This is a genomic window from Stutzerimonas sp. KH-1 (genome assembly GCF_054483855.1).
On sequence record NZ_CM137011.1, the window covers coordinates 363831 to 377343 of the forward strand.

Below are 13513 nucleotides of genomic sequence, written 5' to 3' on the forward strand. Positions count from 1 at the left end.
TTGATCGGACGTTTGCGCGGCACCTTGGCGGAGAAGCAACCGCCCCACATGATTCTCGACGTCAACGGCATCGGCTATGAAGTCGAAGTCCCTATGACCACTCTGTATCGCCTACCGGCGGTCGGCGAGCCAGTGACCCTGCACACCCATCTGGTGGTGCGCGAGGATGCGCAGCTGCTTTACGGGTTCGCCGAGAAGCGCGAGCGTGAGCTGTTCCGCGAGCTGATCCGTTTGAACGGGGTCGGACCCAAGCTGGCGTTGGCGTTGATGTCGGGGTTGGAAGTCGACGAGCTGGTGCGTTGCGTCCAGGCGCAGGATACCTCGGTGCTGGTGCGCATTCCCGGGGTAGGCAAGAAGACCGCCGAGCGACTGCTGGTCGAACTGAAGGACCGTTTCAAGGCCTGGGAAAGCATGCCGGCAATTGCCCCGTTGGTAGTTGAACCTGGCAGCAAAACGGCAGTCTCAAGCGCCGAGAATGATGCGGTCAGCGCTTTGATCTCCCTGGGCTTCAAGCCTCAGGAGGCCAGCCGGGCAGTGGCCGCCATACAGGAAGAGAATTTGAGCAGTGAAGAAATGATCCGCCGCGCCCTCAAGGGGATGGTGTAAATCATGATCGAAGCGGATCGTATCGTCACGGCCAGCAGTCGCGAGCGTGATGAGCAGCTGGATCGCGCCATTCGCCCCCTGCGGCTGGCGGAATACATCGGCCAGCCGGTCGTGCGCGAGCAGATGGATCTATTCATCCGCGCCGCGAAAGGGCGCCAGGAGGCGCTCGACCATACTCTGATCTTCGGTCCGCCCGGGTTGGGCAAGACCACCCTGGCGAACATCATTGCCGAAGAAATGGGCGTGTCGATCAAGAGTACTTCTGGTCCTGTCCTCGAGCGGCCGGGCGACCTGGCCGCTTTGCTGACGAACCTGGAAGCCGGTGACGTGCTGTTCGTCGACGAGATCCATCGCCTCTCGCCGATCGTCGAAGAGGTGTTGTACCCGGCGATGGAAGACTTTCAGCTCGACATCATGATCGGCGAGGGGCCGGCGGCGCGTTCGATCAAGCTCGATCTGCCGCCCTTCACCCTGGTCGGCGCCACGACCCGTGCCGGCATGCTGACCAATCCACTGCGCGACCGCTTCGGTATCGTCCAGCGCCTGGAGTTCTACTCCACCGAGGATCTGGCGACGATCGTCAGCCGGTCGGCCGGTATCCTCGGCCTGCCCACCGAGCCGGAGGGCGCTTTCGAAATCGCCCGTCGTGCGCGCGGCACGCCGCGGATCGCCAATCGCCTGCTACGCCGTGTCCGCGACTTCGCCCAGGTGCGCGGCAAGGGCGAGATCACCCGGCAGATCGCCGACCTGGCGCTGAACATGCTGGATGTCGACGAGCGTGGCTTCGATCATCAGGACCGGCGCCTGCTGCTGACGTTGATCGAGAAGTTCGACGGCGGTCCAGTGGGTATCGACAGTCTTGCTGCGGCAATCAGCGAGGAGCGACACACCATCGAGGATGTGCTCGAGCCGTACCTGATCCAGCAGGGCTACATCATGCGCACCCCGCGCGGTCGCGTAGTGACACGCCATGCCTACCTGCACTTCGGCCTCAATCTGCCCAAACGCATGAATGAGACGCCGACGCCGGACTTGTTCGACGGCGACATGGTTTGAAGAAAATATTGTTCTGTTACCCGATTGGCATTTACAGGGCCGAGCACTAGTATGCGCGCGCAAGCCGGAGCTGAAATCTTCACCCACCGCTGTCGAGTCTATTACGAGGACACCGATGCGGGCGGTATCGTCTATTACGTCAACTACCTCAAATTCATGGAGCGAGCTCGTACCGAGCGGTTGCGCAGCCTGGGATTCGCCCAGTCGCAGCTTGTCGGTGAGGACTTGCTGTTCGTCGTGCATTCTGTCGAGGCGCGTTATCGAGCGCCGGCGCGCCTGGATGATGAACTGCTGGTGAGCGCCGAGGTGGTCGAGCTTACCCGTGCCAGCCTGCGTTTCCGTCAGCAGGTCCGGCGTGCGGTCGATGATGTTCTGCTGTGTGAAGGGCAGGTCCTAGTGGCCTGTGTACGTGCCGAAAGTTTGAAACCCCGAGCCATCCCCGAGGCGCTTCGTGCTGCCTTCGCCGGCTCGGGTCTATCCCCTGCAGGAGAGTAAGCGTGGAAGCCAACGTCGATCATATGTCCATGTGGAGCCTGATCAGCAATGCCAGCTTCGTGGTCCAGCTGGTCATGCTGATCCTGGTGGCCGCTTCGGTGACCTCATGGATCCTGATTTTCCAGCGCGGCAACATGCTGCGCGCTGCGAAGCGATCACTGGACGCCTTCGAAGAGCGCTTTTGGTCGGGTATCGACCTGTCCAAGCTGTATCGCCAGGCTGGCAGCAATCCCGACCCCGATTCGGGTGTCGAGCAGATCTTTCGTGCCGGTTTCAAGGAGTTCTCGCGCCTGCGCCAGCAGCAGGGCGTAGACCCGGATGCCGTGATGGATGGTGTCAACCGCGCCATGCGTGTCGCCATTTCCCGCGAAGAGGAAAAGCTAGAACAGAGCCTGCCGTTCCTCGCCACTGTCGGCTCCACCAGCCCCTATATCGGTCTGTTCGGTACCGTCTGGGGCATCATGAATTCCTTCCGTGGATTGGCTCAGGTGCAGCAGGCGACGCTGGCCACTGTCGCGCCCGGTATCGCCGAAGCCCTGATCGCCACGGCAATCGGTCTGTTCGCCGCAATTCCGGCGGTGATTGCCTACAACCGCTTCTCGGCTCGTGGCGAGATGCTCATCGGCCGTTACTACACCTTCGCCGATGAGTTCCAGGCCATCCTGCACCGTAAAGTTCACACCACCGAAGACTGAGGCCCACGGCCATGGCCAGAATCCGCAACAGACGCAAGCCCGTCGCCGAGATGAACGTGGTGCCCTACATCGACGTGATGCTGGTGCTGCTGGTCATCTTCATGGTGACGGCGCCGATGCTCAGCCAGGGCGTCAAGGTCGATCTGCCCAAGGTCAGCAGTGAGGCCTTGCCGCAGGACAACGACAAGCAGGTGCTGACCATCTCCATCAAGGCCGACAAGACCTATTACTGGAACGTCGGCAGCGAAGTCGATACCGAGAGCAAGGGTAACGAAGCGGTTGCGCTGGAAGACATGACTCGCGCGGTCGTGGCGATCATGCGTCAGCGTCCGGATACCCAGGTGTTCATTCGTGGAGACCGCGCCGTCGATTACGGTGCGGTGATGGCTGCCATGGGTGGCTTGCAGGAGGCCGGCGTGGGTAACGTCGGCCTGATCACCGAGGCACCTTGATGCAGCAGCGCGACTCTTCGCCCTCGCAGAGCTACTTCTGGCCGACCGTGCTTGCGGTCGGCCTGCATGTCCTCATCTTTGGCATGCTGTTCATCAGTTTTTCCATGACACCTGAGCTGCCTCCGTCGAAGCCGATCGTGCAGGCGACGCTATATCAGCTCAAATCGCAAAGTCAGGCGACCACGCAGACTAACCAGAAAATTGCCGGCGAAGCGAAGAAGACGGCTGCCAAGCAGTTCGAAACCGAGCAGATGGAACAGCGCAAGGTCGAGCAGGAAAAGCAGGCGGCCGCTCGCGCTGCGGAACAAAAGAAGGCCGAGGAGGCTCGAAAGGCCCAGGCGGCGAAAGCAGCGGCCGAAAAGGCGGCTGCGGCGAAGAAGGCCGAAGCGGCCAAGAAAGCCGAGCAGCAAAAGCAGGCCGAGATTGCCAAGAAAAAGGCTGCCGAGGAGGCTGCCAAGAAAAAAGCCGCTGAAGAAGCGAAGAGAAAGGCTGCCGAAGAAGCGAAGAAGAAGGCGGCGGAAGAGGCCAAGAAAAAGGCAGCAGCCGAGGCGGCCAAGAAAAAAGCCGCTGAAGAGGCGAAGAAAAAGGCCGCAGCCGAGGCGGCGCGCAAGGCTGCAGAAGACAAGAAGGCGCAGGCGCTTGCCGAGCTGCTGTCGGATACTACCGAGCGCGAGCAGGCATTGGCCGATACGCAAGGCGATCAGACTTCCGGCAATTACGATGACTTGATCAAAATACGTGCTGCGGAGGGGTGGAGCAGGCCACCTTCGGCACGCAACAACATGACTGTTCAGCTGCAGGTCAACATGCTGCCCGATGGCACCATCACTAATGTCAGTGTTTCACGCTCGAGCGGGGACGTACCGTTTGACAACTCCGCGGTCGCCGCGGTGAAGAACATCGGCAGGTTGACTGAGATGCAAGGGCTCAGCCCGCAGGAATTCCAACCCTACCGATCATTCAAAATGACATTCACGCCTGAGGATCTTGCGTTGTGATCAACTCCCTACGAGGTCTACTTGTCCTGTTGTGCTGCCTGGCAGGCATGGCAGTGGCGCAGGAGAAAAACATCGTCGTGACCAGTGGTGCCGATCGGGCGATTCCGATCGCCGTGGTTCCGTTCGGCTGGCAAGGTGGAACCGTCTTGCCGGAAGACATGGCCGAGATCATCGGCAACGACCTGCGTAATTCCGGCACCTTCCAGCCGATACCGCGGCAGAACATGATCAGCATGCCGAGTCGCGGTAGCGAGATCATCTATCGCGACTGGAAAGCGCTTGGGGCGCAATACGTGATGGTCGGCAACATCGAGCCGGCGGGTGGGCGTTTGCAGGTTCGCTACGAAGTGTTCAACGTAGCCACCGAGCAGCAGGTCATGAGCGGGACGGTTGGTGGTGCCACCGACCAGCTGCGCGACATGGCGCATCACGCTGCGGATCAGGCCTTCGAGAAGCTGACCGGCATCAAGGGCGCGTTCTCCACTCGCCTGTTGTATGTGACGGTCGAGAGGCTGGGCGGGGCGAACACTCGCTATACCCTGCAGCGCTCCGACTACGACGGCGCGCGAGCGGTGACGCTGCTGCAATCGCGCGAGCCGATTCTTTCGCCGCGTTATTCCCCGGACGGTCGTCGTATCGCTTATGTGTCCTTCGAGCAGAAGCGCCCGCGTATTTTCGTGCAGCACATCGATACCGGTCGGCGCGAGCAGATCACCAACTTCGAAGGCCTGAATGGCGCACCGGCGTTCTCTCCGGATGGCAATCGTCTGGCGTTCGTGCTCTCGAAAGACGGCAATCCCGAAGTTTATGTGATGGATCTGGGCTCCCGCCAACTGCAGCGCCTGACCAATCATTATGCGATCGACACCGAACCGTTCTGGGGCGCTGACGGTCAGACCATTTACTTCACGTCCGATCGCGCCGGAAAGCCGCAAGTCTACAAGCAACGGTTGGGTAGCAATTCGGCCGAGCGCGTGACGTTTGTTGGCAACTACAACGCCAATCCGAAATTGTCGGCTGACGAGAAAACGCTGGTCATGATCCATCGCCAGGACGGTTACACCAATTTCAAGGTCGCTGCGCAGGACCTGCAGCGCGGCAATCTGCGCATACTCTCGGACACCAGTCTGGATGAGTCGCCCACTGTTGCGCCTAATGGCACCATGCTAATCTACGCCACCCGCCAGCAGGGCCGGGGAGTCTTGATGCTCGTGTCCATCAATGGACGCGTTAGGCTCCCGCTTCCTACTGCTCAGGGCGAAGTCCGTGAGCCGTCCTGGTCCCCTTACCTGAACTGATGCGGTATCAACGCTTTTAACCAAAACACACCTGGGGTTGTTACAAATGGAAATGCTGAAATTCGGTAAGTTCACCGCTCTGGCTCTGGCCATGGCTGTTGCTGTCGGTTGTTCCTCCAAGGGCGGCGACGATTCTGGCGAAGGTTCGGGCGCGATCGATCCGAATGCCGGTTACGGCGCTGACTCCGGTGCCGTTGACGGCAGCATGAGCGAAGAAGCCGCTCTGCGCGCCATCACCACCTTCTACTTCGAGTACGACAGCTCCGACCTGAAGCCGGAAGCCATGCGCGCTCTGGACGTTCACGCCAAGGACCTGAAAGGCAACGGCGCTCGCGTCGTTCTGGAAGGCCACACCGACGAGCGTGGTACTCGTGAGTACAACATGGCTCTGGGCGAGCGTCGTTCCAAGGCCGTTCAGCGCTACCTGGTTCTGCAGGGCGTTTCCCCGGCTCAGCTGGAACTGGTTTCCTACGGCGAAGAGCGTCCGGTTGCCATGGGCAACGACGAGCAGTCCTGGGCTCAGAACCGCCGCGTCGAACTGCGTAAGTAATTCGTCATGCGCAAGTACCGCCACGCTCTGACTTTTACAGTGCTCGGCCTGCCGCTGATGGCGGTGGCTCAAGTGCCGGTTGTGGATTACGAACAGGGTGCCGCCAGTGGCGGCTCCGGTTATTCCACGGCCGCGCCGAGTGGTGACGGTGCCTATGCCGGAGGTGGAGCTGCTGCTCCATCTTCGGCGCAGGGCATGCTCTTCATGCAGCTGCAGCAGATGCAGGAAGAGATCGCGCAATTGCGCGGCATGCTCGAGGAACAACAGAATCAGATCCAGCGCCTGCAACAAGAGGGGCTGGAACGTTATCAGGATCTTGATCGGCGCCTGTCCAGCGGGCCGGCGGCGTCCAGTAATCAGTCGGCGCCATCGCGCGAACCGTCGGCTGCGGGCGGTGCCGGTGCATCCACTGCCTCGTCCGGGCAGTCGCAGAGCGCCTCGGGTGATCCGGCGCAAGAGAAGCTCTATTACGACGCCGCATTCGACCTGATCAAGGCAAAGGACTTCGACAAGGCCAGCCAGGCTTTCGCTGCATTCCTGCGCAAGTATCCGGAGAGTCAGTACGCTGGCAACGCGCAGTATTGGCTGGGTGAAGTCAATCTGGCCAAGGGCGATCTGCAGGGTGCGGGCCAGGCTTTTGCCCGCGTCAGTCAGGCTTATCCGCAGCACAGCAAGGTGCCGGACTCGCTTTACAAGCTGGCCGATGTCGAGATCCGCATGGGCAATCGCGACAAGGCCCAGGGGATCTTGCGCCAGGTCATCGCGCAGTACCCGAATACGTCCGCGGCGCAGTTGGCACAGCGCCAGCTCAATCGCTGAATTCGCCTGCGTTAACGAACGAAACCCGCCCACAGTGCGGGTTTTTTCGTTAGAATCGCCGCCCCTATTTCCCGCAACGGAGGCGGATGGCCTGTTTAGCCGTCACGCCCGTGGCTGATATGACCCTGCGAATTACCGAGATTTTCTACTCGCTGCAGGGGGAGACGCGCACCAGTGGCCTGCCCACGGTGTTCGTTCGCCTGACCGGCTGTCCCCTGCGCTGTCAGTACTGCGATACCGCCTATGCGTTCAGTGGCGGAGAGCTCATGACCCTCGATGCAATCGTCGAGCGTGTCGCCTCGTACAATCCACGTTACGTCTGCGTAACCGGTGGCGAGCCGCTGGCTCAGCCCAACTGCGTGCCGCTGCTGCAGCGGCTTTGCGATGCCGGTTATGACGTGTCATTGGAAACCAGTGGTGCACTGGATATCTCCGCAGTGGATGTGCGGGTCAGTCGAGTGGTTGACCTGAAAACGCCAGGCTCCGCGGAAGTTGGACGCAACCGCTACGAGAACATCGCGCACCTCACCCGTAACGATCAGGTCAAATTCGTTATCTGTTCCCGTGAGGACTACGATTGGGCCGTATCGAAGTTGATCGAGTTCGGGGTGGAGCGCCGGGCCGGTGAGGTCCTGTTCTCGCCAAGCCATGGTCAGGTCGATGTACGCGCGCTGGCGGACTGGATCGTTGCGGACAATCTGCCGGTGCGACTGCAGCTGCAGCTGCACAAGATCATCTGGAACGATGCGCCTGGCCATTGAGCATGGCGCCCATCAATCGTTTTGAAGGTAAGCGCGGAAATGAACGAGAAGAAAGCAGTCATCCTGCTATCCGGTGGGCTTGATTCGGCGACCGTCGTGGCCATGGCGCGTGCCCAGGGCTATGCCTGTTACACCATGAGTTTCGATTACGGCCAGCGCCATCGGGCGGAGCTGCAGGCTGCCGAGCGAGTCGCGAAGCAGCTGGGGGTTATCGAGCACAAGGTCATCGGACTGAACCTCAACGGCATCGGCGGCTCGGCATTGACCGACGCCAGCATCGATGTGCCGGAGGTACCCGGTGAGGGAATTCCCGTGACCTACGTACCGGCGCGCAATACCGTCTTCCTGTCGCTGGCTCTGGGCTGGGCTGAAGTGCTGGGTGCCCGTGATATTTTCATTGGCGTCAATGCGGTGGACTATTCCGGTTACCCCGATTGCCGGCCGGAGTTCGTCGCGGCCTTCGAGCGGATGGCCAATCTTGCCACCAAGGCCGGGGTCGAAGGGCAGGGGTTCCGCATTCAGGCGCCGCTGCAGAATCTCAGCAAGGCGCAGATCGTCCAGGAGGGAAGCCGGTTGGGTGTCGACTATGCGATGACGGTCTCCTGCTATCAGGCGGATGAAGACGGTCGCGCCTGCGGCAAGTGCGACAGTTGCAGATTGCGGTCGGCTGGTTTTGCCGAAGCCGGGCTGACAGATCCGACGCGCTATTTCTGAAGATGGGTTTCCGGTGCGGCGTCGCTCACGCGACTGCTACGGGTGAAACTTTTTTAAAAAAAAGTTTGTTTTCATCAATCAAATCAGTATCATGCGCACCGCATCGGGTCGTTAGCTCAGTTGGTAGAGCAGTTGGCTTTTAACCAATTGGTCGTAGGTTCGAATCCTACACGACCCACCATATCGCTCCCTTGGAGCAAGAAAAGCCGGAGGCCATCAGGTCATCCGGCTTTTTTATATCCGCAGTTTTTTGCCGCTTCGCTTGAGTCATACATCTGTCCATAAACAGCGTTTTTCTCTACGACCTTAGTAGATGGCTCAAGCGTTTTTAAACGTAATAGACTGCGCCCCCCCCCCCCTGATTTGTCCGTTGGTTCGAGGCTCAAATGTATTCTGATCGCATCCGCTTGTCCTCTCTGCAGAACAAGGTCATGAGCGCCCACGAGGCTGCTTCCCTTATTCGCGACGGCATGACCGTTGGCATGAGCGGCTTCACCCGTGCGGGTGAAGCCAAGGCCGTACCTCTTGCGTTGATTGACCGTGCCAAGGACGAGAAGCTGCAGATCAGCCTGGTCACCGGTGCCAGCCTGGGTAACGATCTCGATGGCAAGATGGCGTCTGCCGGTCTGCTGGCCCGCCGCATGCCGTTCCAGGCCGACCCGGTACTGCGCAAGGCGATCAACGCGGGTGAGGTCATGTTCATCGACCAGCACCTGTCGCACACCGTGGAGCAGATGCGCAACCATCAGATCAAGCGTCCCGACGTCACCATCGTCGAAGCGCTGTGCATCACCGAGCAAGGCCACATCGTGCCGACCACCTCCGTGGGCAACTCGGCCAACCTGGCCATGTTCGCTGATCAGGTGATCATCGAGCTGAACCTGGCACACAACCTGAACCTGGAAGGTCTGCACGATATTTACTTCCCAGGCGAGCGTCCGAACCGTGGCCCGATCCCGTTGACCAAGGTCGATGATCGTCTCGGCAGCGCAGCCATCCCGGTCGACCCGGCCAAGATCGCCGCAATCGTGATCACCAATCAACCTGACTCCTACTCGACCGTCACGCCGCCGGACGAAGAAACCCAGGCCATCGCCAATCACCTGGTCGAGTTCTTCAAGACCGAAGTGGCTGCCGGTCGCATGGCAAAAAACCTCGGCCCGATGCAGGTTGGCATTGGCAACATCGCCAACGCCGTTATGTGCGGTCTGATCGACTCGCCGTTCGAAGACCTGGTGATGTACTCCGAAGTACTGCAGGACTGCACCTTCGAGCTGATCGACGCCGGCAAGATGACCTTTGCTTCCGGTTGCTCCATCACGCTTTCCGAGCGTTGCAACGATCGCGTGTTCGGCAACCTGGAAAAGTACAAGGACAAGCTGGTGCTGCGTCCGCAGGAAATCTCCAACCATCCGGAACTGGTGCGCCGCCTCGGCATCATCGGCATCAACACTGCGCTGGAGTTCGACATCTACGGTAACGTCAACTCCACCCACGTGGGCGGCACCAAGATGATGAATGGTATCGGTGGTTCGGGCGACTTCGCGCGCAACGCTCACCTGGCTATCTTCGTGACCAAGTCGATCGCCAAGGGTGGCAACATTTCCAGCGTCGTGCCGATGGTCGCTCACGTTGACCATACTGAACACGACGTCGAGATCCTGGTGACCGAGCAGGGTCTGGCTGACTTGCGTGGCCTGGCACCGCGCGAGCGTGCCCGTGTGATCATCGACAACTGTGTGCATCCATCCTACCGCGATGTGCTGAACAAGTACTTCGAGGATGCCTGCAAGAAAGGTGGCCAGACCCCGCACCTGCTGCGCGAGGCCATGCAGTGGCACATCAACCTGGAAGAACGCGGTCACATGCTCAAAGGCGAGTGATCCACAGAAACCGCCGGCGCACAGCCGGCGGTTTTCGTTTGCGGCTGCGAAAACCACCCCCGCGCCCGATGCTTTCCCTTTTGCCAATGCATCGGCTAGTATTCCTGCCCCGTCGAATGGCAGGAGCCTCGCCCGAATCCTGCTCCTCCCGTCTTATCGACAAGCCCGACGTTACCGATGCCGCCGTGCTACCTGGCGCTTCGTGCAATCCCGTGTTGGCAGGACCCGCAACCATGACGCAGATACCCGAACGCATCCTTGTGCAGGCACACCTGGCGGCCAAGCAACCCCAGCCGCTTACGCCTGAGCAGGAGGCTATGTTGCGCAGCGAGATCGCTGCCGAGTTGAAGCGCCAGAATGCGGTGCTGGTGGCGCATTACTACACAGATCCAGTGATCCAGGCGCTGGCCGAGGAGACCGGCGGTTGCGTTTCCGACTCGCTGGAAATGGCACGTTTCGGCAATGAACACCCGGCGCAGACGGTCGTGGTGGCCGGCGTCAAGTTCATGGGTGAAACGGCGAAGATCCTCAATCCGGAAAAGCGCGTGCTGATGCCTACTCTCGAGGCGACTTGTTCGCTCGATCTGGGTTGCCCGGTCGAAGAGTTTTCCGCGTTCTGCGACCAGCATCCCGACCGTACGGTGGTGGTGTATGCCAATACCTCCGCAGCGGTGAAAGCACGTGCCGACTGGGTGGTGACATCCAGTTGCGCGTTGGAGATCGTCGAGAGCCTGATGGATAACGGTGAGAAAATCATCTGGGCGCCGGACAAGCATTTGGGCAATTACGTCCAGCGCGAAACCGGTGCGGATATCCTGCTCTGGGATGGCGCCTGCATCGTGCATGAGGAATTCAAGGCCAAGCAGCTGGCCGACATGAAGGCGCTGTATCCGGATGCGGCAATTCTGGTCCATCCGGAGTCGCCGCAAGCGGTTGTCGAGCTGGCCGACGCAGTGGGTTCCACCAGCCAGCTGATCAAGGCCGCGCAGACCCTGCCGCAGCAGACCCTGATCGTGGCAACCGACCGCGGGATCTTCTACAAGATGCAGCAGCTGTGTCCGGAGAAGACCTTCATTGAGGCGCCGACGGCGGGGCAGGGCGCGACCTGTCGCAGCTGTGCGCATTGCCCGTGGATGGCGATGAATACCCTTGAGCGCACCCTGGACTGCCTGCGTACCGGAAGCAACGAAATCTTTGTCGACCCGGCACTGATTCCGCGGGCGGTGAAGCCGCTCAAGCGAATGCTCGATTTCACCCAGGCGGCACGGTTGAAGCAGGCCGGTAACGCCTGAGTCCACATTCTGCGGTGAGCCAAGGCCATGCATCGTCGAGCGTGGCCTTTTCGTTGGTGCAGTGTGCGTGGATGACGGCGCTGCGCTGATCAGCGCAGCATGTCCTCGACCATGCGCTTCTCTTCGATCAGCTGCTTCTGCCTGGCGTCGATTCGCGCGCCAACCTGGAAATTGCTGGCTCGTCGCTTGGCAAGATCGAGCTGCTCGATTGCCTGGTCGTAGTCGCCGACCAGCGCGAAGTATTCGGCGCGCGCCTGATGCAGGCCGACGATGTTTCCGCTCAGTCCGCGGACCTCGGCGACCTGGTACCAGATATCCGGGTCACGGTGGCGCTGCTCCGCCAGTTTGTCCAGTTCACGCTCGGCTTGTTGTGTCTCGCCCCGTTCCATCAATAGATCGATGTGCATCTGGCGCACCGGGTAGTTACCCGGATACAGCTGGAGCAGGCGCTGCAGGCGGGTCTGAGCGTGCTGCAGGCGATTGGCGGTGATGTCGAGTTCGACCTGTGCGAGATTGTAGGTGAGGTCGTCCGGTGCCTTGGCCAGTAGCGGCGCCAGGCTGTTCGCCGCATCGGCGAGCTGTCCGGCCTTCATCTGCGCCAGCGCCAGCCCGTAGCGGGCGGCGTCCATCTCCGGATTCTCATCGAGCATCGCACGGAAACGTTTGGCTCCGACGCCGGGCGTGCTTTCGAACTTGAGTTGCGTGCGCGCCCGCATCAACTGGTAGCGCAGGCTGTCCTGGGTGCCGCCTTGTGCGTATTGCTCGGCTCGGTTGGTGGTGTCGGCGATGCGCGATTCGCTGACCGGGTGGGTCAGAAGGAACTCCGGCGGCTTCTGGTCATAGCGATACTGGCGCATCAGCCGGCCGAACATCGAGGGCATGGCGCGTGGATCGTAGCCGGCGCGTTCGAGGTTGACGATGCCAATGCGATCGGCCTCCTGCTCGTTCTGTCGGGAGAAGCGGCGCTGTGCCTGGATGGCCGCGGCCTGGGTGGAGACGATCGCGGCAATGCCCGCATCGCCGGCACCGGCTGCAGCCGCCACGACGCCAGCGAGCATGGCGGCCATCATCGGCAGCTGCATGCGCTGCTGGGCTTCCAGGCCGCGAGCGAAATGCCGCTGTGAAAGGTGGGCCAGTTCGTGCGCCATCACCGACGCATACTCAGCTTCGGTTTGCGCATGGATAAACAGCCCGCCGTTGACGCCGATAATGCCGCCCGGTGCCGCAAAGGCGTTGAGCTGAGGGCTATCGAGCAGGACAAATTCGAGGCGCCGATCCTGCAGCTGACTGGTTTCAGCCAGGCGGTACACGCTGCTTTCCACGTAGTCCTTGAGTTGGGGGTCGGAAAGCTGCTTGACCTGGCCACGCAGCAGGCTGAGCCAGGCGCGTCCGAGCAGGTGTTCCTGTTCCGGGGAGACGATGCCCGAGCTGGCATCGCCCAGCGAAGGCAGCTCATTGGACAGGCTTGGCTGGGCGAACAGGCAGGCGAGCGTGAGGAAGGCAGGGCGCAGCAGTTTCATCCAGGCGGGCTCTTAGAAATAAGAGCAGCTACTGTAGCCTTGACCTTGGCCGGCTGGCCAGAGCCCTGCTGGGCTAGGTATGCTGCCGGGCTTTTCCATGGAGGCTCATGATGTCTGATGCACCCTCGCAGGCAATTGCCTTCGACGCCGAACTCGATGCCGTCGGGCTTGATTGCCCGATGCCCCTGCTCAAGGCCAAGCTGGAGCTCAATCGCCTGGCCAGCGGCGCTGTCCTAAAGGTTACGGCGAGCGATCCGGGCTCGCAGCGTGATTTTCGCAGTTTCGCCAGGTTGGCCGGGCACACCCTCGTCCACGAAGAGGTCGAGGGCGACCTGTATCGCTACTGGCTGCGCAAGGCCTGACATCCGGTACGG

15 protein-coding genes and 1 tRNA gene are annotated in these 13513 nt (G+C 60.8%); 15 read left to right on the forward strand and 1 reads right to left on the reverse strand.

Features of this window, described 5'->3' with window-relative positions; genetic code table 11:
• From ruvA to nadA, 14 genes are all read left to right on the forward strand, one after another.
• The gene (gene ruvA / locus ACX1DW_RS01890) at window positions 1–606 is read left to right on the forward strand and encodes a Holliday junction branch migration protein RuvA (protein ID WP_063539778.1); all 606 of its coding nucleotides are present in this window, start codon (window positions 1–3) and stop codon (window positions 604–606) included.
• A 3-nt stretch (window positions 607–609) separates the two neighbouring features.
• Window positions 610–1662, forward strand: coding sequence for a Holliday junction branch migration DNA helicase RuvB (gene ruvB / locus ACX1DW_RS01895; protein WP_063539761.1), 1053 nt, complete (start codon window positions 610–612; stop codon window positions 1660–1662).
• A gap of 51 nt (window positions 1663–1713) precedes the next feature.
• On the forward strand, window positions 1714–2157 hold the full coding sequence (gene ybgC / locus ACX1DW_RS01900) for a tol-pal system-associated acyl-CoA thioesterase (RefSeq protein ID WP_458992653.1): 444 nt from the start codon (window positions 1714–1716) through the stop codon (window positions 2155–2157).
• A 2-nt stretch (window positions 2158–2159) separates the two neighbouring features.
• Window positions 2160–2852, forward strand: a complete 693-nt coding sequence (gene tolQ / locus ACX1DW_RS01905; protein ID WP_045632329.1) for a protein TolQ — start codon at window positions 2160–2162, stop codon at window positions 2850–2852.
• A gap of 11 nt (window positions 2853–2863) precedes the next feature.
• The gene (gene tolR / locus ACX1DW_RS01910) at window positions 2864–3304 is read left to right on the forward strand and encodes a protein TolR (protein ID WP_458992654.1); all 441 of its coding nucleotides are present in this window, start codon (window positions 2864–2866) and stop codon (window positions 3302–3304) included.
• Window positions 3304–4302: a cell envelope integrity protein TolA gene (tolA, locus tag ACX1DW_RS01915; RefSeq protein ID WP_458992655.1), complete on the forward strand. Its 999-nt coding sequence runs from the start codon at window positions 3304–3306 to the stop codon at window positions 4300–4302. Before tolR ends, tolA begins: the two co-directional genes overlap by 1 nt.
• A complete protein-coding gene (gene tolB / locus ACX1DW_RS01920) occupies window positions 4299–5600 on the forward strand; it encodes a Tol-Pal system beta propeller repeat protein TolB (RefSeq protein WP_063539765.1) in 1302 nt (433 codons plus the stop codon). Before tolA ends, tolB begins: the two co-directional genes overlap by 4 nt.
• 46 nt (window positions 5601–5646) lie before the next feature.
• A complete protein-coding gene (pal, locus tag ACX1DW_RS01925; RefSeq protein ID WP_003292831.1) occupies window positions 5647–6150 on the forward strand; it encodes a peptidoglycan-associated lipoprotein Pal in 504 nt (167 codons plus the stop codon).
• 6 nt (window positions 6151–6156) lie between these two features.
• Entirely contained in the window at window positions 6157–6969 is an 813-nt protein-coding gene (gene ybgF / locus ACX1DW_RS01930; protein ID WP_133456568.1) for a tol-pal system protein YbgF, read from the forward strand.
• 119 nt (window positions 6970–7088) lie between these two features.
• Window positions 7089–7730 carry a 7-carboxy-7-deazaguanine synthase QueE gene (queE, locus tag ACX1DW_RS01935; RefSeq protein WP_458992656.1) on the forward strand — a complete coding sequence of 214 codons (642 nt, stop codon included), beginning with the start codon at window positions 7089–7091 and terminating at the stop codon, window positions 7728–7730.
• Between the two features lie 39 nt (window positions 7731–7769).
• Window positions 7770–8444: a 7-cyano-7-deazaguanine synthase QueC gene (gene queC / locus ACX1DW_RS01940; RefSeq protein WP_458992657.1), complete on the forward strand. Its 675-nt coding sequence runs from the start codon at window positions 7770–7772 to the stop codon at window positions 8442–8444.
• 105 nt (window positions 8445–8549) lie between these two features.
• Window positions 8550–8625 (forward strand) — tRNA-Lys (locus ACX1DW_RS01945).
• 205 nt (window positions 8626–8830) lie between these two features.
• A complete protein-coding gene (locus tag ACX1DW_RS01950; protein WP_133456572.1) occupies window positions 8831–10327 on the forward strand; it encodes an acetyl-CoA hydrolase/transferase family protein in 1497 nt (498 codons plus the stop codon).
• Window positions 10328–10560: 233 nt separating this feature from the next.
• A complete protein-coding gene (gene nadA, locus ACX1DW_RS01955; protein WP_208216385.1) occupies window positions 10561–11619 on the forward strand; it encodes a quinolinate synthase NadA in 1059 nt (352 codons plus the stop codon).
• An 89-nt stretch (window positions 11620–11708) separates the two neighbouring features.
• Here the strand turns inward: nadA and ACX1DW_RS01960 are convergent, their stop codons facing one another.
• Window positions 11709–13139 carry a M48 family metalloprotease gene (locus tag ACX1DW_RS01960; RefSeq protein WP_316958179.1) on the reverse strand — a complete coding sequence of 477 codons (1431 nt, stop codon included), beginning with the start codon at window positions 13137–13139 and terminating at the stop codon, window positions 11709–11711.
• A 110-nt stretch (window positions 13140–13249) separates the two neighbouring features.
• Between ACX1DW_RS01960 and ACX1DW_RS01965 the strand changes: the two genes are divergently transcribed.
• The gene (locus ACX1DW_RS01965) at window positions 13250–13501 is read left to right on the forward strand and encodes a sulfurtransferase TusA family protein (protein ID WP_063539771.1); all 252 of its coding nucleotides are present in this window, start codon (window positions 13250–13252) and stop codon (window positions 13499–13501) included.
• The last annotated feature ends 12 nt before the right edge of the window (window positions 13502–13513 follow it).